General features: G+C 42.3%; 17 protein-coding genes. 6 read left to right on the top strand and 11 right to left on the bottom strand.

The genetic code is table 11. From position 1 onward, the window contains the following. The first annotated feature begins 61 nt into the window (after positions 1–61). Positions 62–835 (top strand): phosphorylase family protein, encoded by a 774-nt coding sequence (locus tag NOS7524_RS02735; RefSeq protein WP_015136935.1) that lies wholly within the window; start codon positions 62–64, stop codon positions 833–835. 116 nt (positions 836–951) lie between these two features. Here NOS7524_RS02735 and NOS7524_RS31065 read toward each other — a convergent pair whose 3' ends face one another. The 5 genes from NOS7524_RS31065 to NOS7524_RS02715 form a co-directional block, all read right to left on the bottom strand. After that, entirely contained in the window at positions 952–6,003 is a 5,052-nt protein-coding gene (locus NOS7524_RS31065; protein WP_015136934.1) for a choice-of-anchor I family protein, read from the bottom strand. Positions 6,004–6,133: 130 nt separating this feature from the next. Then, positions 6,134–6,262, bottom strand: coding sequence for a hypothetical protein (locus tag NOS7524_RS30900; RefSeq protein ID WP_015136933.1), 129 nt, complete (start codon positions 6,260–6,262; stop codon positions 6,134–6,136). A 720-nt stretch (positions 6,263–6,982) separates the two neighbouring features. Beyond that, complete coding sequence (locus NOS7524_RS02725; RefSeq protein ID WP_015136932.1) at positions 6,983–9,037, bottom strand: serine/threonine-protein kinase; 2,055 nt, start codon at positions 9,035–9,037, stop codon at positions 6,983–6,985. 483 nt (positions 9,038–9,520) lie between these two features. After that, a complete protein-coding gene (locus NOS7524_RS02720) occupies positions 9,521–10,582 on the bottom strand; it encodes a serine/threonine-protein kinase (RefSeq protein WP_015136931.1) in 1,062 nt (353 codons plus the stop codon). 426 nt (positions 10,583–11,008) lie between these two features. Then, positions 11,009–12,292: a dihydrolipoamide acetyltransferase family protein gene (locus tag NOS7524_RS02715; RefSeq protein WP_015136930.1), complete on the bottom strand. Its 1,284-nt coding sequence runs from the start codon at positions 12,290–12,292 to the stop codon at positions 11,009–11,011. Positions 12,293–12,864: 572 nt separating this feature from the next. On the opposite strand from NOS7524_RS02715, the gene NOS7524_RS02710 reads away from it, so the two are divergent. After that, a complete protein-coding gene (locus NOS7524_RS02710) occupies positions 12,865–13,392 on the top strand; it encodes a hypothetical protein (protein ID WP_015136929.1) in 528 nt (175 codons plus the stop codon). Positions 13,393–13,414: 22 nt separating this feature from the next. Here the strand turns inward: NOS7524_RS02710 and NOS7524_RS02705 are convergent, their stop codons facing one another. From NOS7524_RS02705 to NOS7524_RS02695, 3 genes are all read right to left on the bottom strand, one after another. Then, positions 13,415–13,867, bottom strand: a complete 453-nt coding sequence (locus NOS7524_RS02705; protein WP_015136928.1) for a YlqD family protein — start codon at positions 13,865–13,867, stop codon at positions 13,415–13,417. 41 nt (positions 13,868–13,908) lie between these two features. Then, complete coding sequence (locus NOS7524_RS02700) at positions 13,909–15,885, bottom strand: AMP-dependent synthetase/ligase (RefSeq protein WP_015136927.1); 1,977 nt, start codon at positions 15,883–15,885, stop codon at positions 13,909–13,911. A gap of 135 nt (positions 15,886–16,020) precedes the next feature. Continuing rightward, positions 16,021–16,221 (bottom strand): hypothetical protein, encoded by a 201-nt coding sequence (locus NOS7524_RS02695; RefSeq protein WP_041555098.1) that lies wholly within the window; start codon positions 16,219–16,221, stop codon positions 16,021–16,023. A gap of 668 nt (positions 16,222–16,889) precedes the next feature. Between NOS7524_RS02695 and NOS7524_RS02690 the strand changes: the two genes are divergently transcribed. Next, complete coding sequence (locus NOS7524_RS02690) at positions 16,890–17,069, top strand: hypothetical protein (RefSeq protein WP_015136926.1); 180 nt, start codon at positions 16,890–16,892, stop codon at positions 17,067–17,069. 162 nt (positions 17,070–17,231) lie between these two features. On the opposite strand, the gene recQ is transcribed toward NOS7524_RS02690, so the two are convergent. Then, positions 17,232–19,388, bottom strand: coding sequence for a DNA helicase RecQ (gene recQ, locus NOS7524_RS02685; RefSeq protein ID WP_015136925.1), 2,157 nt, complete (start codon positions 19,386–19,388; stop codon positions 17,232–17,234). Between the two features lie 210 nt (positions 19,389–19,598). Here recQ and NOS7524_RS02680 point away from each other — a divergent pair, with 210 nt between their 5' ends. The 3 genes from NOS7524_RS02680 (at position 19,599) to NOS7524_RS02670 (ending at position 22,072) form a co-directional block, all read left to right on the top strand. Continuing rightward, complete coding sequence (locus NOS7524_RS02680; protein WP_015136924.1) at positions 19,599–20,240, top strand: Uma2 family endonuclease; 642 nt, start codon at positions 19,599–19,601, stop codon at positions 20,238–20,240. A 66-nt stretch (positions 20,241–20,306) separates the two neighbouring features. Beyond that, positions 20,307–20,591, top strand: coding sequence for a DUF427 domain-containing protein (locus NOS7524_RS02675; protein WP_015136923.1), 285 nt, complete (start codon positions 20,307–20,309; stop codon positions 20,589–20,591). A 185-nt stretch (positions 20,592–20,776) separates the two neighbouring features. Then, positions 20,777–22,072 (top strand): APC family permease, encoded by a 1,296-nt coding sequence (locus NOS7524_RS02670; protein ID WP_015136922.1) that lies wholly within the window; start codon positions 20,777–20,779, stop codon positions 22,070–22,072. A 65-nt stretch (positions 22,073–22,137) separates the two neighbouring features. Here the strand turns inward: NOS7524_RS02670 and NOS7524_RS02665 are convergent, their stop codons facing one another. Together NOS7524_RS02665 and NOS7524_RS02660 are read right to left on the bottom strand one after the other, a co-directional pair. Next, positions 22,138–22,407 carry a DUF7219 family protein gene (locus NOS7524_RS02665; RefSeq protein WP_015136921.1) on the bottom strand — a complete coding sequence of 90 codons (270 nt, stop codon included), beginning with the start codon at positions 22,405–22,407 and terminating at the stop codon, positions 22,138–22,140. Between the two features lie 227 nt (positions 22,408–22,634). Continuing rightward, positions 22,635–25,601, bottom strand: coding sequence for a hybrid sensor histidine kinase/response regulator (locus tag NOS7524_RS02660; protein ID WP_015136920.1), 2,967 nt, complete (start codon positions 25,599–25,601; stop codon positions 22,635–22,637). Between the last annotated feature and the right edge of the window lie 38 nt (positions 25,602–25,639).

The raw sequence follows: 25,639 nt of genomic DNA, 5'->3' as shown, positions 1-25,639 counted from the left end.
AATTATTTGTCATGCTACTACAAATGGGGATGGGGAAATGGGGATTGGGGATTGGGAATAAATGTTAATGTCTAATCTGGCACTGGTGGATAAAATTCTAGTACCACAAGGTTCTGAGTATATGGCTGTGTGTCGTGGCTTAAAGCGAGTCAACGCTAAACAGCCAATTGTGCAGCCGATACCCATAGGTATTCAGCCTGTCAAAGAATATTTGCAACAATGGTCAAAGGCAGAGGACTTTCGTCAGCATATTTCACCCAAGATTTTAGTCATGGGTTTATGCGGTAGTTTAAACCAACAGTACAAAGTTGGGGATATTGTGCTGTATCAAGAGTGTCTCTATCAGCAACAAGTACAAGAATGCAATCATCCACTCACCGCAAAGATCCACTCAGCACTCAGCGAGAACTCTGAGCGGAGGAAGCCTCCGCTCAGAAGTTCGGTAACACATCACTGGCTAAACGCCCCGCTCTATTGTGTCAGATCATTGACAAGCGATCGCGTAATTTGTTCTGCCACCGAAAAACGCTATCTTGGTGAAACGATGGGGGTTGATGTGGTTGATATGGAGGGCTTTGCTGCCCTAGAATTTTTTAATCAAATTGGGGTAGAAGTAGCCATGTTGCGGGTAGTCAGCGATGATTGTCACCATGATATCCCCGACATCTCCGCAGCCATCAATCCCGATGGTTCACTCCAACCTTTATCTTTAGCACTCAGATTCATGCTTCAACCTATTGCTGCTACTCGCCTAATTCGCGGTTCTTTACAAGGATTAAAAGTTTTAGAGCAAGTGACACAATCACTGTTTTCTGACGGTAATGTTGCATTGTGAAACTAACTTACCAGAAGCGATCTGATCGCCTCTGGTGTGGACAGTAGCGTGATTTTAGTCAGAAATCAAAATAGTCCCATTTCTTTTGATAAGATTATCAATTGTAAATAATTGCATCAAATCAACAAATTAGCTTTGATGGTAAAATCATTGAAGTCAAAATCAGTATTACCGAGAGGTAAGTCTTCAAAACCAAAGTAATTATCACCTAGTAAGCGCAAATGATCTCGTCCGTCTACATTAGCTCCCAAATATGGGAAGTAAACCGCCGGATCATCGATAGAAACCCCATTTAAGAGATCACTAGGTCTACCATCAGCTATGATAAACGGTGCATACATTGCATCTCCTAAGAAAGATCCTTGATATATTGCTATACTTGGTGTAGCACCTAAAGTTAAATCAATCCCAGAAACTCTTCTACTGATTGCTTCTGTGATGTAGTTAGCACTACCTGGATATATATCTGCTACGCCATCCCCATTAGTATCAATACCACCATTTTCATTAGCTACTCGATAGAAACCAACGTAGTTATTATAAAGACTATCACGGGTGACAGTAAATTCAGCCCCTACTGCTCCAGTAAATGCACGTAAATCTAATACTTCTCCTTGAGGTTTGGTTTGCAACTCTGTACCTGGGGTTAGAGGTTGATTGGTACTCTCAATTGTGACTACTAAATCTTGGAAGTCATTAGCACCAATACCATCTTCCCAAGCTATGGAAAAGACACTAGAACCCAAATCTGTAATCTGTAGATGGCTGGGAGTTCCAAATAACACCTCAGAAACAGGAGTAGTTCCTTGATTAACGTTATCCAATGAAGTGTTGCGGACTAGATAGAATCGGAAGTTTTCTCCAGAGTTTAATTCTAACAGTCTTTGGCGATCGCCACTCATTTGCCCAGGAAAGTTAGGCACACCAGACAAAAGTACCTGAGCGCGACCTAAAGCGGCTTGGGTGTAACCAGCCTCACCAGGAAGCAAACCATTAACTCTACCTTGAGCATCATCAACGATAAACAATCCTAATTCGTTGACAGAAAAAGCAGATCCATTGGCATTGAACGCGTTAGTATTTACTAGAGTTACTGTCAAATTTGCTTTCTGATTGCTGCTGCTGATAGTAAACACATCACTGTTTCCTGCCCTAGCTAGGGGAACAGCAGTGCTACTGAGTAAAAAACTATCAGATGTTAAAGCTACGCGATTAGAGAACAGCGCAATTTGCACCTGTGCATTGCTACCACTACCATCAGCATCAAAGAACAGTTCACCCTTTACTTGATTGTAGATGAAGCGTTGGCTATCTGTATTCGCACTTGTTCCGAGTACAAACAAACCAGGGTTTAATGTCCCTGCACTCAATCCAAACTCAGATGCAGATATATGAATAATATCTTCACCCGGTTTGAAATCAACCACCGTATCAAAGCCACCATTAAGAACACCAGTTAAGTCAAAGATATCTGCACCACGACCACCTTCTAACCTATCACTACCTAGACCACCTCTGAGTATGTCAATGCCTGCATTGCCAAACAGTTGGTCATTACCTTCTAAACCCTGCAAAATATTATCAGCACTATTACCCATCAATCGGTTATCAGCAGCATTACCCGTACCATCAATAGCTTGATTGCCTACCAAAGTCAGGTTTTCTAAGTTATCATCTAAAGTCCAAGTAATGATCGAGATTACCGTATCTGTACCTGCATCTGGGGCTTCAATGATCTGATCTTGGAGGCTGTCTACTTCATAAATATCGTTACCTGCTCCACCCTCTAATCTATCAGAACCCGTACCACCATCTAACCTATCGTTGCCATTACCACCAATCAGGTTGTCGTCACCGCCTGTACCCATCAACCAATCATCACCTTCACCACCATCTAAGGTATTAGCTGCATTGTTACCGATGATGTGATTATTGAGAGTGTTCCCAATACCGTTAATGGTGATATTACCCATCAGGGTAAGATTTTCTACATGATCATTATTTCCTAAATCCCAACTAATTGAAGCGTTGACTTTATCTATACCCCCATCAGCTACCTCAATTACTTGGTCGCCTAGACTATCTAAAGTATAAATATCATTACCTGCTCCACCCTCAAGACTATCATCACCTTCTCCACCGTCGAGGTTATCACCACCTTCTCCACCTAAGAGGTGATCATTTCCGGTGTTGCCATAGAGGAAGTCGGAGCCATCACCACCACTGATGCTATCATCGCCATCACCGCCAAAACCATAATCAGTACCACTACCACCGTTAAGGGTATCATTACCTGCTCTGCCAAAGAGGTAGTCATTGCCATCTAAGCCATCAATGACATCATCATCAGCAGTACCATGAAGTTTGTCCACTCCTGGTGTACCTTGAATGTAACTGATGGGAATTGGTGGATTGATTTCAAACACAGCCACTGTTTTGCTGACTTCGTTGGCGATAACTAGCAGGGGCTTACCTGTAGGACTGTCTGTTGCGGAAATAAAGGTTAGTCCTTCGGGACTTATATCTTCGGGTGTGTTGATATACTGAACGAATGTTGGCTGGTTGGGATTGCTGACATCATAGACGATGACATCGCCTGTGCGTTCTAAACCAATAAAGACATAAGTACGGTTGTTGATCACACCGACTACAACGCCTTCAGGTTCTGGGCCTTTGTTATCGCTGCGAGCGTCAAAGCTAACGGCATTACCATCAGAGTTAAATAGGGTTGGAGTTTTGGTTGCGGTGATTTGTTCGAGTTGATCGCCGCTATCAAATACCTGAGTACCATTGGTATCCCAAATGGAGAAGGAACGCGCCCCAAAGGCTTCTATGCTATCAAAGTCTCCATCTCCGTCTGTATCACCTGTGGCGTTGGTTAGTTGAAATCTTCCCAGGTTAGCATCTTGCTTCAGGGTTGTGGCATTGGGGAAAACTGTTGGATCTAAAATATAGCTGCTATTACCAACCCGAACTTCTTCATTAAATCCTGTATAGTTGCGTGAATCGCCTTCGTTAGCAGTGATGTAGTAGGTTTGGCCGTTAACTGTAAAACTAGCGATCGCATCTGGTTGATATAGTCCAAACACAGGCATATTGCGAATATTGATGCCCCCATCCTGATCGCTGGGATCTATGCCATTGCCAGGAAGATTATGATTTTTCCTACCGAGGGGCAAAATTTGGGTAATGGTGGCGCTGGCAATATCTAGAATAGCGATCGCATTATTTTCTTGTAGAGTAATACGCGCTGTTAAACCATCGCCAGATACCGTAATATATTCTGGTTCTAAATCCTGGGCAACTGTCGCACCCAGCCCGATAATTCTCACACCAGCAGCTTTGAGCGAGTTAATTTGGCTGTTAAAGCTGGTGAAGGTGGCAGTTTGCACTGTGGCATTAGCAACACCATTAGTAATGTTAATGATGCTAACAGAACCTTCTGGATCAACTGAGTTGGCTTGGCTGTAACTGTTGGGTTCGCCTTCGTTGGCTACTAATATCTTTGTGCTGTCGGGAGTAAAAGTGAGCATATCAGGCAATGCACCCACATCTACTGCACTGATAAAGCTACCATCTGCGGCATTGAAGAAAGCGACTTTACCCGTTAGTTGGGCGTTGGTTGTAGTGTCTTGCACTGCATAAGCCACAGCCACCACACCATTTTTCACTGCCACACTGTTGGGAATTAATACTGTATTAGCAGAAGAAGTGATTCCGGGAGTTAAACTACCAGATGCAGCGAGAGAACCTGTATTGCTGACGGTATAAATTTCAACAGTATTGCCAGCTACTACAAACAGGCGATCGCTCTCTGGATCAAAGGCGGGTATTTCCGCCCCATTAGCACTGGTGATACCTCCAATTTTCGTTAGAAAACTGGAGTCGTTGTTAGAGATAGTTATGTTTTGGGAAGTCGTAGCACCTAAACTAATACCTGCGGAGGGATTAGAAATAGTTAATATAGCGGTTTCCGTTCCTTCAACTATGGCATCGTCGGCAACAATGAAGGTAACAGAACCAGAGGTTTGTCCGTTGGGAATAGTAATTGTGATATTACTGAGGTAGTAATCGCTAGTAGTAATACCTGTTCCCGATACACCTAAGTTAACTGTCTGATTACCGGAAACCGTACTAGAAGCAGTAGCAGTAACAGTAATTACCGTTGTCTCGGCTTCTGTGCCAGTGTTAGAACTGACAGACAAGTTAACTATAGGTGCGACATCATTATCTGTGATAGTGATGTTTTGGGTGGTAGTACCGCCTAATGTAATTCCAGCAGAAGGATTACTGATAGTTAATGTGGCGGTTTCTGTCCCCTCAATTAAAGCATCATCAACAATGTTGAAGGTGACAGAACCTTCGGTTTGTCCATTAGGAATGGTAATTGTAGTATTGCTGAGAGTATAATCTTCTACGAAGATACCAGTTCCAGTTATATCTAAGTTAACAGTTTGGTTGCCAGAAACTCCACTAGAAGCAGTAGCCGTGACAGTGATTGCTGTTTGTCCTGCTTCTGTTCCTGTATTGGAACTAACTAATAGGTTAACTGTGGGTAATCCACCCGCAAGAGTAAAAGCAGTTTTCCAGTTTGACTGAGACAAAGGTCCTGTATCATTTCTTTGCCAGTTGGTTGTATTGGAAATAGCTGCTAGTAATTCTGCCTTAGTTCCTGTTGTGGTTCCAGTGTAATAACCATTATCAAAATTGCCCACATAAAACGCTGTTCCTACTGCTGTGGAAAGACCGGGAGGAATATTACTGGTATTAGTAGAATTGCTACCACTCGACAACCAATTTGTTGCAGTGGCAAAATGTGCGCCATAAATAAAAACTGGATTAGCTACTGTTCCGGTATATATAAATATCTGATCGCCTGATGCTGATAAAGTTAAGGTAGTTCCGCTACTTGTACCCAGATCCCAAGCTGAACCACTCCATTTAATCACTGTTCCTGCGGTTACGGTGTTGCTATGACTCCAAGTGAGAGGACCTCCCCCAGTTGCATCCAAATGTTCACTGGTGCGGAAGCCATTATCTTGCCAAGACGAATCTGTAAAATTAAGGGTTGTGTTTGCTGGGATGTCTACCAGTGTTACCCAAGCAAAGTCATCAATACCATCAGAGTTGTAGGCAATGATTGCAATATCACCTGCTGCTAAAGCCATATAAATTTAACCTTTTTAGTGTGTTTTAGATTCTTGAAAAACTAGCCAAACTGCCACTTAGCTCACAAATAATCCAGCACTCGGTAAGGATAATCAGTTACGTAAAAGTGCTGCATCAATAAATAATTAACTAATTAATTACTACTAATTTAAGTTGAATGACTTGTGATTCAAGTATGATCGCTAACGGATGAACTATAATTACTTGGGTGTTTGATGCGATCGCCATCTTGCCTAGACTCAAATTGATAGATGCCATAGATGTAGTTATTGCAATTGATTGAAAAAGTTTTTATCAATACAAATAGATAATTTAATGCTTGGGCATAGCAATCTATGGTTATCGGCTTATCAATCATGATAAGCGGCAAATAACCTGTGCTTTCAAGTGATAGAAATAACTATCTATTTGCAAAAAAAATTATCTTTATATCATTTCACGAAAAACTTGATACAGATGTAAACCATGAAAGCTTTGCTGCATCTAATTTTTTTAATTGCGTAAAGCCTACGGCATAGCTGCGCTTAGAGCGGAGCGGGGCGTTAGCCCATTGCGTTAGCGGAGCGGGGCGTTAGTCCATTGCGTTAGCGGAGCGGGACGTTAGTCCATTGCGTTAGCGAAGCGGGACGTTATTCCATTGCGAATTGTGAATTGGTATTACTTCTGCCTTTTTTACTCGTTAATTTAATCAAAAACTTACAAATGCTAACCTACAAAGTGATTTTGTATCAAAGCTTTTGTGTTATTTGACTAATCCCACTTAGTTATAATCTTGCGTATCTAAAAATGGCAAGTGAGTTTTTATAATAAAAATTACCAGTAATTACCCTTATGCAATTAGATGTATTTATTTTGAATATCTTGATTTATAGTTAATTTACGGTTGAAATACGTATCAATATAGCCATACACAATTGTTCAACATACAAAAGTAGGGACATAACAATGTTGTGTCCCAAAACTTGATATGTTTTCGACTCAATTACCAACGCGCCAAATTCTAATGGTGTTATCTTCACCACCACTAACTAGAGTTTGACCGTCTGGTGTAAAAGTGACAGATGTGACAGTGTTTTCATGTCCTGTAAGGGTACGCAGTTCTTCACCTGTTTCTAGCTGCCAAAGTTTGATAGTTTGGTCGCGACTGGCACTAGCCAGAGTGTTACCATCTGGACTAAAGGCGATCGCTGTCACTGTTTCGGTACTACCTCTTAATGTCCGCAGTCTTGTACCTTTGGCTAAATTCCAGAGTTTGATGGTGCGATCGCGGCTGGCACTGGCCAGAGTGTTACCATCTGGACTAAAGGCTATAGCTGTGACTGTTTCGCCATTACTGGCTATGGTGCGGATGAGAGATTGATTTTGTAAATCCCAAATTTTGAGGGTTTTGTCAAAACTACCACTGGCGATAGTTGTACCATCAGGACTAATTGCGACTGAACGCACCCAGAATTGATGACCTGTAAGGGTGGTGATTAGTCTACCACTTGGGAGATGCCAAACTTTGAGAGTTTGATCATCACTACCACTAACTAAAGTTTTACCATCAGGACTAATGGCTAGGGCATGAACTGCGTCACTATGCCCTCTGAGGGTTTTGAGGGCTTGACGGGTTTTGAAGTTCCAGACTTTGATGGTGTTGTCGTCGCTACCACTGACTAAAGTTTTACCATCAGGACTAATGGCTACTGCATTCACTTTGCGGAAATGTCCTTTTAAGGTGGCGATTTCTTCACCTGTGGTCATGTTCCATATTTTAACAGTGCGATCGTCCCCACTGCTGGCTATAGTCTGGCCATCAGGACTGATAGCAACACTAACAATAGTGTTGGCATCACCAGCGAGGGTATTAACTAGGGACATATCCCCCAAAGTTGTCCTTTGGGGTTGTGCTAGAACTACTTCCCCAGGTGCTGAACTCTTGTGATTCTGAATTAGTCTTGAGGATAAACTGCTGTAAATCCGCCGATATTGGTTATACCAAGATTCACTAAACCCAAATAATAAGACCAAAGCACACACTAAAACCCCAGTCCGCATTAGCCCGTGGATGATAGGTAAATGCCATTGCTGATTTACCTGATTTATTTGAGTTGCGGGAATTTTTCCCGATGTCTGTCCGGCGGCTGGTAGTGCGAGTGTGGGTTTGGGGGTGATATCTTTGAGGACATCATCCGCCGATTGGTAACGGTGCTTTAAGTCTTTTTGTAACAACTTGTCCAGAACAAAATCCAATTCTGGAGTTAAGGGACTACGCAGATATTGCCGCCAATTTGTTGCCCAACCATAACCATGTTCCATCCACAATTGAAAGGGGGAAACACCGGTTAATAAATGAAAACAAGTAGCCCCCAAAGCAAACAAATCACTGGCTGGATAAGCTTTACCATCGCGGATTTGTTCTAGTGGAGAGTAACCATGTGAACCAATCGATGTGCCAAAATTTTGGGCTTTGGCGGTTAATTGCTTAGAAGAGCCAAAATCGATGAGATTTAATCGCCCATTACTGCGACAACGGATAATATTTTCTGGTTTGATATCACGATGAATGACACCGCGATCGTGAATAAATTTGAGAACAGGTACTATATCCAGTAGGATTGCTTGTATTTCCCCTGGTCTATAAGTTTTACGCTGTTGTAACTCTTTTAACAAGTTATGCCCGTTAATAAACTGCTGCACTAAATACAGGCAGTTATCTTGTTCAAAGTAAGCTAACAATGTGGGAATTTGCGGATGTTCTCCCAGTTCTTGTAATCGTTTAGCTTCTTCAGCAAACAATTCCACCGCTTTTTTTTGTGACCAAGTTCCTTGAAATTTCGGTGCTAGTTGTTTGATGACACAATGTTCATTGAGTTTATCTTTATCTTCTGATAAATAGGTTCTACCAAATCCGCCTTCATCGGAAAGCACTCGGATGACGCGGAAGCGATTTCTCAACAATGGTATTAAGGTAGTGCCACAAGTTTGACACACTTTTTTACCATTGGGATTTAGTGGATTTGGACAGTCTGGATTTAAGCAGCAGATCATTTTTTGATAGGCGTGTCTGCATGACAAATAATGTTAAATTCACCCCAACGTTCCCTTAATGAAGAGTGGCTCTCATGTATTTATAGTAGATAACACTGAGTTGGGATGTGGGGTTTGATGATGGTAAATCTTGGTAAATGCTAGTTAGTTTTCCTGAATCATGGAAAACTAGGAGAGCCATTTGCAAAGGAGGTAGGAGACAAAGTAAAAGCACGTTCCTGAATGGATTTCTCTCTACCTCGTTAATTATTCTCTTGATTATAGAATATTCCGCAGGAAAATGCCGTGGTGTAGAGTCTAGGGGCTAGAGGATCAGGTAAAAGGATTTATGCACTAAATAAATGTAGTGGCGTGACACAACTAAAATGATGCAAAAAATTTGTAGGTTGGGTTGAGCAAGGCGAAACCCAACCTATATCTAATACACTATTTTAGCCTTGCCACGCCACGCCACTACTGAAGATTTGCCTCCTGCCCCCTGTCTTAAGATAAATGTGACTGTTTAGCTTTGAGTTTAGCTTGCCATTGACGGATAGCGATCGCAGTTCTGGCTGTGGGTGATATATATTCCTCAGTAGCTTCTACTGGTGCAGGGGGATGAATGTTGAGTGGTTGGGTGGCTAAACAGTGTGCCAAATGGGGAAAATCATTTTCTGCGTTCAAAGCCCTCATGACATCACTAGGTTTTTGGAAGCGTTCATTGAGGGAAATCTTTACCATTTTGCTTAAAATGCGTGTAAAGCTGTCGCTAACATTGACATAGTTATACCAGCACACTTCACCAGTCTGGCTGTCATGTTCCATTTCTAATGGCCCTTTGCCAGTTAATAAATAAATACAAGTCATCCCCAGGGCATAAATATCACTGGCATACACTGGACGTAGAGAAAATTGTTCTGGTGGTGCAAATCCCATTGTCCCCACAAAATTTGTATTGATGTTGTGATTGAGTGAGGTTGCACCAACATCAGTTAGGTTTTCCTTAACTGCACCAAAATCTATCAACACTATGCGCTGATCATCTACACAGCGCAATAAGTTCAGGGGTTTAATATCTCGGTGGATAACTTGATTTTGATAAAGATATTGCAAAACGGGTAGTAATTCCCGCAAAAACTGCTTGGCTTCGGCTTCTGTTTTTATCCCATTACGTCTGACTTCTCGCGCTAAAGTCCAACCCCGGATGTATTCTTGCACTAAATATAATTCCCCATTGCCTTCAAAGTAGTCTAGCAGCATGGGAATTTGAGAATGACTACCGAGTTTAGCTAAAGTTTTAGCTTCCTTTTCAAATCTTTGACAGGCGCTTTGCCAACTTCTAGGGCTAGTAACTTTGGGACACAGTTGTTTAATCACACACAAGGGATTTCCGGGTAATACCGCATCTTGCGCCAAAAAAGTGATACCAAAACCACCTCTACCTATAATGCGTAAGATGACATAGCGATCGCGAAATAACTGTTTGGAACCACACATTTGAGCCAGGTGATTTTGTTCCAAACTGTACGCACGAATATTTGTAATGTTCCCAGAAAAACGATTCATAGCTCAACAATCGCTACTTTGTGGTGTTATTAATCTAACCACAATTTTTTTTCTATGCTAGTACCATTACTGGAACTTTGCAAAATCATAATTTTTGCTACACAATCACCACAAATTCCGCCGTAAAATTTTAATAATTTCTTATGAATTCATCCGGATACTAGCAAAAGATGCTGGAAAAGTAGGGGTTTGATTGATTTTGAGTACCATGCTGTTGTTTAGCAAATAGCTCAGTATGATTACAGTTCAGATATATCTGACTTTCGCTATTAGCCACAAAATATTCTAAAGCCAAGGCGCACCGACGAGGTTTTTCTTGAAGAGATGCTAATGCTATCATCTTGCATTACAAATATAGAACCCCGATTTCTTCAAGAAACCGGGGTTTTATTGATCCAAATTATGGTTAACTCAACCGGATGCCAATTAAAGTGTTAAAGATTGGGCATCAGTCTCAATCAACTTAGCCAAATCTTGTAAAAACGCCGCAGCGTGTGCGCCGTAAATAATCCGGTGGTCACAGGTGATATTTACCTGCATTTGTTGACGCACACCAAACAAACCGTCTGGGCTGGCGACAACTTGGGGACGGGCTGCACCGATCGCTAAAATCGAACCTTGTCCTGGTGGTAGAATCGCATCAAATGTATCTACGCCAAACATCCCCAAGTTAGACAGGGTAAAAGTACCACTGTTGTACTCGTCGGGTTGCAGTTGTTTAGCTCTAGCGCGCTCTACAAGAGATTTCCAATTGCGTGAGAGTGAGTAAATGTCTACTTGGTCGGCATTTTTTAATACGGGTGTAATTAAACCACCATCATCCATAGCTACGGCTACGGCAATATTAATGTCGGAGTGGTAAACTACACCTTGATCAGAATAGCTAGCATTTAAAAGTGGATGTTTTTGTAATGCCACCGCTACGGCTTTTGCCAGTAGGGCTGTCATTGTTACGCCCTTGGATTTAATTTGTTTGTAAAGTTTGTCTAAGCCATCAGTGGTGATTGTGTAACTAACACGGAATTCTGGTACTGCTAGGCTAGCGACCATATTCCGAATGACGGCATTTTGTAGAGTATTGAATGGGGCGATTTGACCGGGGACAGTTGCTGCGGGTGCTGGTGCGGGTGTTGGTGCAGCTGGTTTAACTGGGGTAATGCTTGGGACGGCAGTAATGGGAGCAGGCGGGGTAGAAGTTTTACCTGTAGCTGCTTCCACATCCTCAGCGACAATCCGACCGTAGGGGCCGCTACCTTTAAGAGAGGTCAAATCAACTTTGAGGTCTTTGGCTAATTTGCGGGCCCTTGGTGAAGCTACGAGTCTGCCTTCTTTGTGGTTAGACCCATTTTGAGATGCTAGGGTAGGTGTTCCTACTGAGGCTGCAACTGCAACTGGTTCAGGTGCAGAGGTAGGAGTCGCTACTGCACCGCCGGAGTTCCCCATAGATTTGGCGGCTTCGATTTCGGCTTCAGTTTCTGCAACATAAGCGATCGCAGCCCCCACAGGCGCACTGTCACCGGCTTGTACTACGATATGTGCCAGATATCCCTCATAGAAGGATTCCACATCCATATCTGCCTTATCTGACTCGACAACCACCACTGTTTCGCCTTTTTCCACTTTGTCGCCTGGCGATTTTACCCAGGAGACAATTTTGCCTTCAGTCATGGTGGAACTAAGCGCCGGCATGAATATTTCGTGAATGCTCATATGGTGGTTCTAGAATCAATGGGTTTATGGACTTTATCAGCTTTTGCCAGATCGAATTGTATCTTGGCAAGAGGGTTTTATGGTTGAGTTTTTCTATTTTAGGTTAGGGATTGGGGATTGGGGATTGGGGACTGGGGATTGGGGATTGGGAAAGAAAATCTCTCCTCTGGTTCCTTTGCTCTCCCTTATCTGGCAAACTCTTGGAACCTCCAGCTAACCTTGGGGTCTATGCTTCCATACCATTGAGTTTTTCACAAGTCCGATGCAATTTTCATATAGATTTGTATCGCTGATCACTAATTATCGGAAATTAGAAGCTTTCGTAAGGGAGATGATAAAGGGTAATTAGTCCTTAAACTTCAAATTAAGTAAGTCTACACAATCAAACCATGAAAGTAGGGAATAGGGAGTAGGGAATGGGGAGTGGGGGATAGGGGTGTGTAGGAGTTTAGGGGAGGCAAACAGAGGAACAGAAGATATTGAATTTTGAATTCATCTGCCCAATCCCCAGTTCCCAATCCCCAGTCCCCAGTCCCCAGTCCCTGGGCAATTGAAAATACCTGTTTAGTTTTATGCCAGTAAAGCTGAAATTGTTTTTAATTCTGATACTGAGTATCTTTACTACTGTAAGTGTTGGTTTTTATATGACTCAACACCAGACACCATTATTGATTGTTGACGATACTACTAACGTGCAACCACAACAATTATCAGTAGTTCAACATTCTCAACAAGTTGTAGAACACCCAGAACGTGCCAAATATCAAACTATACCTTTAGAAAAGATCAACTACCCTCTACAAGGTACCGACCCGCAAACGCTGGCGATGAATGTTTTAGATGATTTGACTTCAACTAAGGGCGATCGCCAGGTGGAGGTTATCTATCCGCAACCGAATCAAGTTTTAGTGACGGTAATTCAAAAGCAGGGTAATTCATCTGAGGTGATTAAATATCGTCTGGAGATGTCTGTTTTTGGGCGATCGCTTTTAGTTAGTTCACCGCCAATCTGGCAAATTGTTTGGGTAGGTTCCCAAATTCCAGGTCGAACTGGAAATCCTACCCTTGACGAAAATTCAAAATTCCCAATTAAAAATTAGGAACGCGCTCACACTGATTTATTTAAATATCGCCACGAATGTCTTCGACAACTCCATCACGGAGAACGATTTCAACTTGCATTTTGCTTATTAAATTATCGCCCCGCTCCACACGGAAAAAACCTTCCATTTGGAATTGATTGACTTCTTGATCCAACTCAAGCAATTGTACTTGCTGGAGGTTTTGCAGCATTTGGTTTTTCTGCTCTAGGAATTCACTTTTCTTTTGATTGACTTGCAGTTGGATGTTATCGATTTGTTGGAGGGTTTGGGGTCCTGGTGGCTGGAGACTTTGCTTTTGTACAGCTGCGATCGCTCTTTGTCCTTCCATGTCCAACTGTTGCAATTGCTGATCAAGTTGGTTGATCTGTGCTTGCAGTTGTTGTTGTACTTCCTCTTTCCAGAGGGGGGTGACAATAACTTTGACGTTAACGACGCGCTTTAAAAGCAATTGAGGATTGGAGACATCAGTCATAAAAGTTTCGCGTTCACTCTATAGTTTGTAGTGTGGAATTATTAGGCAAACATGGCGGCAATGAGATCGTGGTAGCGTTCCATGACAACGTGTCGCCGGATTTTCAGCGTTTGTGTCATTAAGCCATTTTCAATGGAAAACGGCTCTAGAATCAGTCTAAACGGCCCAACACGGTCATCTGGGCGATAACCTGGACGGTTCTGCACTTCCCGATTCAATTCTTGCCGGAATAAATCCTGGATCATTTTACTCTCCAGGGTAATTGTTTCACCTGATGAAGAGGTTAAATTATTATCCTCTGTAATTAAAGTGCGATTTTGAGCCTCAGCCCATTTTTCCAAAGCTTCTAGGTTGGGGACAATTAAAGCGCCGATACAGCGTTGATCTTGTCCAACTAGCATAATCTGGTCAATGTAGGGCGATCGCAAGCAGGCATCCTCGATGGGCTGCGGCTCGATATTTTCCCCATTGGTTAAGACAATGGTATCTTTTGCCCTGCCTGTCAGCACTAGGTCATTATATGGTGTAATCCACCCCAAGTCACCGCTATTAAACCACCCTTCAGCGTCAATGACTTTGGCTGTGGCTTCGGGATTTTGATAATAGCCTTGCATGACTTGCGGCCCTCGCAATAACACCAAGCCTCGTTTGCCTGCTGCTAAAGGCTGGCGAGTCTCAGGATCTACGATTTTAACTTCTGTACCGGGTATTGGTTGTCCGGATGAACCGCGTAAATTGTGCCAGGGACGACGGGCGTTAGTTACGGGAGAAGTTTCTGTTAAACCGTATCCTTGTAAAATTTCTACGCCAATAATTTCAAAGAAGTTATCTATGTGTCGGGGTAAGGCACCGCCACCGCTAATTACTTGCTTGATCCGTCCCCCCGTAGCTTCCCGGACTTTACCATAAACTAGGCGTTCTCCTAGGGCGTGGAGGGGAAATAAAGCCGATGCTATGATTCTTGCCCCTAAACGTCCCATAGATGAGACATGGAGATGATCTAAACTTAAGCCTTGAGCAATTCTCTTGGCTTTGATGTATCTCTCACTCGCACCCAGTAAGGAATAGATGAGGCGTTGCTTTTTGGCGGGTTGTTCGCGAAATTGCTTCTGCACACCTTCATAAATCGATTCCCACAGTCGGGGAACGGCAATCATGAAATTGGGTTTAAAGTCTTTTAAATCTTTTTTAACGGAACGTAAATTAGTGTAAACCTGGGTACAACCTTGGGAAAGTAAGAAATACTCACCACTGCGTTCGTAGCTGTGCCAAGTGGGAAGAATACTCAGAACCATATCCCCTGGTTGGGGTTGTACCACTGTTCCCAAGGTTTTGACTTGGTGCAACAAGTTGCTGTGGGATAGCATCACTCCCTTGGGTTTACCTGTAGTCCCGGAGGTGTAAATCAAGGTGGCTAGGTTGTCAGCAGCTAGCTTGACTTTGACTAATTTATGATTAGCACCCAGTTCTAGTAATTGCTCATAGTTTAAGATTCTCAAAGTTTCTGCGGCGGGTGGTGCTTCTTCGGAAAGTAAGACTACAAAGTTAATTGGTAAGTCGTTGAGACGTTCCCGGAGTTTGTGTAAAGTCTTTAAATCTTCCACTACTAAGGCTGTACTACCGCTATGAGCCACAATATACAGTAATTCTTCCCGTTCAGCTTGGGAACTCCGTACTGCGTCTACTCCCCCGGCGGTAATGATGCCTTGATCGGCAATAAACCAGCGTGGACTATTATCTGCTATTAAGGAGATGCGATCGCCTGCTTGCACTCCCAAGGCTTGTAAACCAGCCGCAAATTGCTGAATTTTTGCTGCTAGCTGAGTATAAGTAATTTTTACCTCTGGTTGAGCGTGGGGGTTGTGCAGTGCCACAATGTCACCAAATTGTTTAGCTGCCAAAGGCCAAATTTCTGGTAGTGACTCGACATTGGTGTAATCTACCAAACGCTGGATTGATAGACTTTCTTGCTTACTAATATTGGCTAAAAGAGAAGATCCTGGTTGGATAGTTACCATCACATATCACCTCAACTTCAAAATTGGCTATGTCTAAATTGATTCTGCTTATTACGCTACAATATCGCTTCCCTATATCTACATCATTCACTTTGTAGTCAGTTTCGCAACTTTAACATTTAGATTGATCTACACTTATGCTAAAGTTAATTTATATAAACCAAAATCAATGGTTTTGAGAGAGGAATTCAGAACACAGAAGTCGGAACTGATGATTGCTCGGCGTTTGGTATCGTTGAGCAACTCATAATTGAAATAATTTTCCGATACTGGTAATAGGTCTGACGCTGGAATTCTGACTGCTAAATCCCATTTGCAAGTATCAATAGTGTCCACCTAATTATTGCCTGGGGGTGATTACCCATAGCTTTACTAGACGCTTTCTTGCTAACGCTGATCAATGTTGTTGCCTGTTTGGGATTACCCAAGCTTTTATCATTGATTCTGTCCCCTCCTAAAAGTAAACGGCATTACAGATTACCCAAGGGTGCAAAGTTGCGACAAACAGGCAGAGGAATTACCAGTTTTCCATACTGCACGACTTACCCATTAACGGGCAATGAGTTTTGTAAATTCAGCCCTCATTTCTGTTCTAAATGTTCTGCGAATTGATGGACTATTTTAGGGTTATAGTCTCTGCATAATTTCCGAGTCGTGATGCGTAAAGCCACCGTTTTCTAAACTTATACCGTAGCCCCGTAAACGAGTAATGAGTAATGAGTAATGAGTAATGAGTAAAAAATTTACTTATTACTCATTACTTTTCAATTATTTGCTGTACCTCATAAATATCGAATCTGCTGTATCACCTGTCACCTGTCACCTGTCACCTGCTATATCTAGGTCTTGGTAGCCAAAGCCCACTATATGAATGCTTAACAAAAATATATATAGATGAAGCTTATAGATACTAGAAGAAAAATAAAATATGTTATCCCTGATGCAATTTGTAATTCACAGTAATATAAAGATTGATTCAAAAATTTGCAAAGAGGGGTAGGTCTATGAGTTCGATGGATGTTATCCTCTTGACTCTGTTAAACACTGCTGTCTGTCTTGTACTGCCAAAGGTACTGTCTGTAGTTTTAGCTACAAAAACCAAAAGTATTGTATCATCACAGCCTGCTAGGGAATCACAAAATACTGGTGCTAGTATCCCTAGTTATGTAGATGTAGTTTCTTGATCAAAGTAGCCAGCGATCGCTTCCGGTGCGGCGCAGCCCATCGCCTAAATACTGAGAAAAAGCTATAAGTTGAACAAATAGTGAGCTTTATTGATTGATGCGATCGCTCATCATCGCCATCTAGATTCTAGAGATTAGAGGCTAGAAAAGAGTATTTCTAATCTACTTACGATTTTGTCGCCGCCACTTTTCCCGAACTAGGCGAATCTCATTAAAGGTATAACTGTCGCCTAACTGTTCTTTAATTGGTGTCAAAGCAATATCACCCAGCACTTCCAAAACTTGCCAAATTTTTTGCTGGTGTTCTAGAGGTACTAATTGATTTAAATCTACAGGCTGATTTTTTTCAATGAGTTTTTCTAAGTGACTAGCAATGGTAGATGGACTCAGGTTGCGTTTTTGGGCTATTTGAGCAATATTTAAACCTTGTTGATGTAACTGTAATGTCTGTAATTCAGAGCCAGAAACTAAGCTGAGTGAGGGTGTAGAATTCACAGGTTTATCTGTTGAACTTTGTTCTTGACGGTAGGCGCGAATTTCTGACAGAAACTTTTCCCCGTATTGGGCGAGTTTGTGGCTACCTACACCAGAAAGTTTACCGAACTCAGCCAGGTTTTTCGGCTGGACTTGAGCCATCAGTTTTAAAGTAGAATCATGAAAGACTACGTAAGGCGGTACAGACTGTTCATCAGCTAATTGTTTACGTAGCGATCGCAGTCTATGCAACAATGCTTCTGCTATTTCTGCTTTGGGGTGATCTTCTACTAACCGCACCTTCTGCGCCACAGGAACAGATAATAAGACTTGGCGTTGGCGGCGCATAACTTCCCAACTCAAAGCATTTAATTTGAGAACAGAATAGCCATCGCTAGTTTGTTCTAGTAAACCTTGATGTAAAAGCGATCGCCCCAACATTCGCCACTCATCTACACTTCTATCTTTACCTATGCCGTAGGTAGAAAGTTTATCATGTTCGTATTGAGTAATCTTCTCTTTTTTTGCTCCGCGTAACACATCAATAATGTGTAACATCCCAAATCTTTCTTTACATCGCGCCACACAAGATAAAAACTTCATGGCTTCAATTGTCCAATCTTCTAAAGGTTTGGGATAGCGGCAATTATCACAGTTACCACAATTACCAGCAAAACGTTCACCAAAATAACCCAGTTGAATTGTGCGGCGGCAATCTGTCCCCTCAGCATAATCTATCATCTGCCGGAGTTGTTGCCGAGCAATCAATTGCTCTTGAGGTTCGGTTTTTTGTTCTATACTCCATTCAATAGTTTTAATATCAGCAAAACTGAAAAAGATTGTACACCTTGAAGGTTCGCCATCCCTACCAGCCCTGCCTGATTCTTGATAGTAACTTTCTAAATTCCGGGGAATATCAAAGTGAACCACTAACCGCACATCGGGTTTATTAATTCCCATGCCAAAGGCGATAGTCGCCACCATTACCCGCACATCATCCCGAATAAATCGCGTTTGATTTTGGCTACGTTCGGCATCAGGTAATCCGGCATGATAAGGTAAGACAGCAATCTTATCATTTTGCAGTTTAAAAGTCAGTTCTTCGACTTTTTTGCGAGTTAAACAATAAATAATCACTGAACCTTCAGTATCACGAATTAATTCTAATAATTCCGCGTAAGCCTGTTTACTTTTAGCACGGACTTCGTAATAAAGATTTTGCCGATTAAAGCTAGCGATGTGAATACTAGGCTGCTTTAATCCTAATTGTTGAATAATATCAGCCCGGACGCGATCTGTAGCGGTGGCGGTAAGGGCAAGCATCGGGACATTAGGATAACGTTTCCGCAAAGATTTCAACTGACGATATTCTGGACGAAAATCGTGTCCCCACTCAGAAACACAATGGGCTTCATCGATAGCAAAAATAGATATGCCGATTTTTTCGTGTACTAAATCGAGGAATGGCAGAAACCTTTCACTGAGTAAACGTTCTGGAGCGACGTAGAGTAATCTTACCTTACCGTTGAGGATGGCATCTTCACGCGATCGCACCTGATAAGGATTCAAACTACTATTGAGAAACGTAGCCGAGATATTATTATTTCGTAGTGCTTCTACTTGGTCTTGCATCAAAGCAATTAACGGTGATACCACCACAGTTAGTCCTGACTTCATCAGTGCAGGTAACTGAAAGCACAAAGACTTACCGCCACCTGTAGGCATCACCACCAATAAATCCCGATTTTGCAGCGCATCTTCGATAATTTGCCGTTGTCCCGGCCGGAACTGATCATAACCGAAGTGATATTTTAGCGCCTGTTCGAGATTGGGATACTGAAGCATAGCGATCGCTTTTCTGATGGCGTTCTGTGTAAGTATTTACGAGGATAACAGGATGATTGTAACAATCTCACGTCTGGAAGTCATGGATTTTTCTCTGTACCTTTGCGTGAGCTGCAATTCTAGCTTCTGCGTAAGACAATCTCTGAGCTAAAATTGTGTATAGGCATGACCTCAGTAACCCAGCCAAACCCGACTAGGAGATAGAAAACAATGGTCAGCAGCCTGAAAGACATCTTAAACGACCCAGAACTAGCTAGTATTGATGACCCAGAGGAAAAATTTGTCACCAGTGGCTTAAACTGGCAAATGTATGAAGCATTATTAGCCAAACTGGAAGATAACTCTCATTACCGTGTTACCTACTTAGATGGAATTTTAGAGATTGTGTCCCCATCTATCAGACATGAAAATCTGAAAAAACGTTTAGCTATTTTGATAGAACGCTATCTCTATTTAAAGCGAATTCGATTTAGCCCGATGGGGAGTTCTACTATTAAGAAACAACTCAAGCAAGCTGGGGTTGAACCAGATGAATGCTACTCTATTGGTGAGAAGAAAAATATCCCAAACTTAGCTATTGAAGTCATCATTACCAGTGGTAGCATTGACAAGCTAGAAATTTATCGTCGTTTAGGAGTTGCTGAGGTTTGGGTGTGGCAAGTTAATAAAGTCAGACTTTACCATTTACGGGAAGAAACACCATCTAGGTTTTTAGATACTTACGGCTACGAACAGATTACTGTAAGTGAATTATTGCCGGAATTAAATATTGCTTTATTAGAACAATGTGTCCAGATTTCCGATGATATTGAAGCCATTGATCAATTTGAACAAGGTCAATCTAAGATTTAATTGGTAGCAGAAAGCTGGCATTACAAATCATAATAATATGTGTAAACTTTATTAACAAACGCACTTATGGCGAAAGCTATTTGGAATGGGGCTGTTGTAGCTGAAAGCAACCAAACCGTTGTTGTGGAAGGCAACCATTATTTCCCCCCCGACGCAATTAACAAGCAATATTTCCAAGAGAGTGATACTCACACTACTTGCCCGTGGAAAGGTGTTGCCAGTTACTACAGCATTGCTGTTGATGGACAAGTCAACAAAGATGCTGCTTGGTACTATCCCAGCACCAAGGAAAAAGCTAAGAATATTGAGGGCTATGTTGCTTTTTGGCGAGGTGTCAAAGTCGAAGCTTAGTCCTGATTTATAGAAACACAAAGTGGAGACGTTGCATTTAACGTTTCTACTTTTTCCCTTTTCTTCGTAGGAGAGAGGGTGAGGCAGAGCTAGGAAAGGGAAGGCTCACGAGGTTTTCAAAACTGTCATGGTATCCTCAAAGTGAAAGCTACATCTTCATCATCTACAAGAGGGAGATATTTCAAATGTCCGTCAGCAATTCACCACCCCAACTGAAACGAGAGTTAGGGGTTTTTGGTGCGACACTCATGGGGTTGGGTTCGATTGTCGGTACGGGTGTATTTGTCAGTATTGGGATTGCGGCTGGCATTGCTGGCTCGGCGGTAATTTTGGCGGTAGCGATTGGGGCAGTAGTGGCTATCTGTAATGGACTTAACAGCGCCCAACTGGCAGCTAATCACCCAGTTAGTGGCGGCACTTATGAATATGGTTATAAGTATCTCACTCCGGCTTTTGGTTTCACCGCCGGGTGGATGTTTTTAGTTGCTAAGACAGCTTCGGCGGCGACGGCTGCTTTGGGTTTTGCCGGTTACTTGCTAAATCTCTGGGGTGGGAGTTCTACTTGGGTGATTCCTCTCGCTGTCTTAGCTGTCATAATTATGACTTTAGTTGTCTTGAGTGGTATTAAACGCTCGAATCTAGCTAACATCGTCATTGTGTCGGTAACGTTGCTGTCTTTGAGCTTTTTTATTCTGATTTGTTTGCCTCATGCTGTTGGGCAAGGCGTAGATAATTTAACACCTTTTTTCAGTAGTTCTTGGGGTGATGTACTTCATGCCAGTGCTTTGATGTTTGTAGCTTACACAGGCTATGGCCGGATTGCAACTATGGGGGAAGAAGCACGTTCTCCGAGAGAAACTATCCCCAAAGCCATGATTGTCTGCTTGGTACTGACTATGTTGCTGTACATAACAGTGGCAACTGTAGGTATTGGGGCTGTAGGTGCAGATACTTTAGCTGATGCTACAGGGCAGACAAAAGCTGCACCTTTGGAAGTTGTCGCCCGTAGTGTCGGCGGTGCTGGTGCGGCTTTCGTTTTGGCTATTGGTGCGATCGCAGCTATGTTAGGAGTATTGTTAAATTTAATTTTGGGCTTATCACGCGTATTACTGGCAATGGGTAGACGTACAGATGCCCCCAAATTTCTAGCCCGGCTGAATCAAGGCCAAACAGCACCTTACTGGGCGGTGATAGTTGTTGGGGTAGCGATCGCCTTTCTTGTATTATTAGGCAATGTCAAAACAACCTGGTCTTTTAGTGCCTTTAGCGTCTTAATTTACTACGCCATCACCAACTTTGCGGCTTTAAAACTCCCTGCATCTGAACGCCTATATCCGGTGTGGATTGGTTGGATAGGGTTGTTATCTTGTTTATTCCTAGCTTTTTGGGTAGAGTCTGCTATCTGGCAAGTCGGTTTAGGATTAATTGTAGCAGGGTTAATTTGGCATCATCTCAGGCGATCGCTCTTTCAGCAAAATTAGAGTTTGGGCTGACTTGAAAGTGCTGAATAAAAATCCCAATCCCCAATCCCCTACCTCCTCCAACACTAAGAACCAGAAACATCATTTGTAGAGTTAATTTCCAGTTGCTTTTTAGCTGCTTTTAACTGTTTCCACAGGTTTTTGATTTCATGGTAAGCTTCTTGAGGTGAAAGTTTACCGTTAGTTTGCAGGTGGGTAATATAACTCACCCGTTGGGAAAATTCTTGCAGATTAGCATTGAATACTAAATACTCTGGCTTGAACTGACCATGATAGCAACTACGGGGATAGAGAAAGTCAGAGAGGTTAGAGAGAAAATCCGATTGTTCTGACATTGCTACTTACAGTTGTTGAATTTAAAAGGAATTTGCAGATGGATAACTTGAATCCATCTGCAATTCGAGTTGATGACAATTAAGCGGAGGTATAGTAGTACAGGCTTTTGGTTATTTTTAAGCCAGACTCAGGGGATTCCCAACTAGGTTGGCGACTACTGTATAACAAACTGACTGCTAAAAGATGTATTTTTGATGACATTTTCTTGAAACATAATGTATTTCAATTACGATGTTAATTTTTCTGCTAAATTCCCTATGATTTCTTCTAGCGTGCGGAGTAATTCTTGCTCGTTATAGGGTTTAGAGAAATAAGCTCGCGCTCCCAATTGCATGGCTAGCTGCTTGTGTCTATTGCTGCTTCTAGATGTCAGCATAATTACGGGGATATTTTTAGTAGCAGTGCTAGAGTTAATCTTCTCTAAGAAGCCGTAACCGTCAAGGCGCGGCATTTCAATATCACAAATCACAGCTTGGACTTGTAAACCTGTTTCTAATTTTTCCCAGGCATCTTGTCCGTCTTTGGCTTGTTCTACTTGATACCCGCCTTTTTCTAGAGTCAATGCCAAGAAGCGGCGGACGTTAATCGAGTCATCAATAATTAAAATTGTGCCTTTCTGCTCAATGGCGGCTGGTTTAGCACTGTGAAAGAACAGGAACGGCGTTTTCAATCTGGCTGATGGTAGTTGATTGTTTTTAGGGGTGCGCTGATGGGTAGCAACCCAATAGAGCAATTCGTTGGTGTTGACTAAGGATACTACTCGCCCATCTCCCAAAATAGTGCAATTACTAAAACCTGTGGGTAGGGGTATATTACCCTCAACTTGGCGAATGGCGACTTCTTGCTCACCCCAACACCTGTCCACTTGTATCGCCACTGGTTGATTACTTTTAACGATTAAGATGCTGGTGGCATTAATGGCTGGGGGCGTTTCTAGTTCTGGGTTATCGTAGCGGGGGCAGTTAAATTCTAAGTAGTTACCTAGGCGAATCAATGGCAGCATATTTCCTTGCCAGTTGATGACTTCGCTATCTGCCATTGCCAATACTGCCTCGTTTTCCCATAAAAATAGTTCTGCGACTACATCTGTGGGGAATGCCAGCAGCATTTTATTGCTTTCTACTAACAGCACTCTGGCAATGGAGAGGGTAAAGGGTACTGATAAGGTAAAGGTTGTACCAACCCCTGCTTCTGTATCGACTTTGATATCGCCGCGTACCAATTTCAGGTTATTGCGTACTACGTCCATCCCCACACCACGCCCAGATAATGCCGTGACTTGCTCCGAGGTGCTGAATCCTGGTTCAAAGATGAGTGATAACAGTTCTTCATCGGTGGCGTTAGCTAGTAGTGACGCATCGATACCCATTTCTAAAGCGCGGTTGCGGATTTTCTCTAGAGAAATACCCCGTCCATCGTCACGCATGGTAATGATGGTGCGATTACTTTGGTGTGAGGCGGTAATTTCAATTAATCCTTGTTCGGGTTTACCGAGGGTGCGACGGGTGGTTGATTCTTCGATACCATGATCAAAGGCGTTTCTTAACAGGTGCATTAACGGCTCATTTAAAGCTTCTAAAATGCTGCGTTCAATTAAGGTATTGCCGCCGATAACTTGTAACTGGACATTTTTACCATACTCGACATTTAAATCGCGGATGGCTCTGGGAAAACGCTCGACTAAATCCGATAGGGGACGCATTCGGATATGATTGAGCTTAGTTTGTAACTGTTTGGATGTTTTGTTAAATTTGCGAACAATTTGGTCTGTGTCGTCAACACTGAGTTGAATATCTGTAGTGACTTCCTGAACTTGGACAATGGTTTCCAGTACAGCTTGCGATCGCAAGTTTACTTCATTGTGGCGTTCTATTTCTAAGGCATCCAATTCAGTATCTATGCCTGGGGGATGTTCTGCACTATGAGCTAAGGATGGTACACCAACAGGAATGAGATTTTTGGCGCTGACTTGATGATAACTTGTTCGCAGTTCTTGATTTTCTCGCTCTAGAGTTCGCACACGCTGGTTTAAATTTCGCACCAGTTTACGCAGTCTATCAAGCTGGGAATTAAACCCATTACGTTGAATAATTAATTCTCCAAATAAATCATTAATTTGTTCTATTTGTTTGCTAGAAATGCGGACTATATTATCTTGTTGATGCTCTTTCTCCTGACTAACAGGAATATTCTCTGTTTTAGGTTCACTAATCTTAGTATCTGTGAGATTATTTTCTATCACCAATATCGGCTGAGGTTCCGGGAAATCAACGGCAGCTAGCTCACTGATAGTATCTACGGTTTTAAATTCTGCCTTTGCTGTAATTAATTCTTCTGGCGTAATTACTGGGAGAAATTCATCAATAACAGGTGTAATTTCTGCTGGTTTTAATTGTGGTTGAGATGGAGACGCTAATTCCTCTAGAGATAATTTAGTTGGTAAACTATGCCGTTGATTCGTTAAAACTAGGGCTTGCGATCGCCGCCATGATTGTAATGCTAATTGGGCAATTTCCGCAATGCGATCGCCTTGAGCATTTTCTATATGTTCCTGAATAGATGCACACAATTGGGTGAAGGCTGTTAACTCCAACATTTCCCCCAACCCACCTAATTCCGCCGCCATAATCGCCACTTCTTCCTGTAAGCATGGCTGCTGGCTATCAGCTAACACCGACTCTAGACGCTGCAAACAGCCTTCTACCTCGGTTTCAAACAGTAAGGGAATAATATCTTGCCCCTCATCTGAGGATAGTAGCGTCGTTGCATCTTCTGGAGTAGGATCACCTAAGCGATCGTGTAATTGATCAAAAACTGGATAACAAAATGAAACTAACCAATCTTCTTCTATAGTATTTCCTTGTGCCAGTAATACCACAATTTGCCGCAACCAATCAACAGCAGAAAGCAGTAAACTTTGTAATTGGGTGTCAATTTTTAAGGAATTTTTACTGGTTTTTAAAACTTTAAAAGAATCTTCTAAACGATGGGCTAAATCACTTAAAGCCCGAAAGCCCATCATCGCTGCGCCACCTTTAATAGAGTGAGCCGCCCGTAAAGCACCATTAATTTTATCTAAATCAATGCGGTGACTGGTATCGATTTCCAACAATACCCCTTCTAGGGTATTAATGTAATCTGTTGCTTCTTCCAGAAACTGCATCTGAATTTCTAATTCTTTATCTTTTGACATATAGCAATCCGATTTGATTTCTAAAATTATCTGCGTAG

It is taken from the genome of Nostoc sp. PCC 7524 (assembly GCF_000316645.1).
Classification (GTDB): Bacteria; Cyanobacteriota; Cyanobacteriia; order Cyanobacteriales; family Nostocaceae; genus Trichormus.
This window is presented reverse-complemented; position numbering and strand designations above follow the sequence as displayed.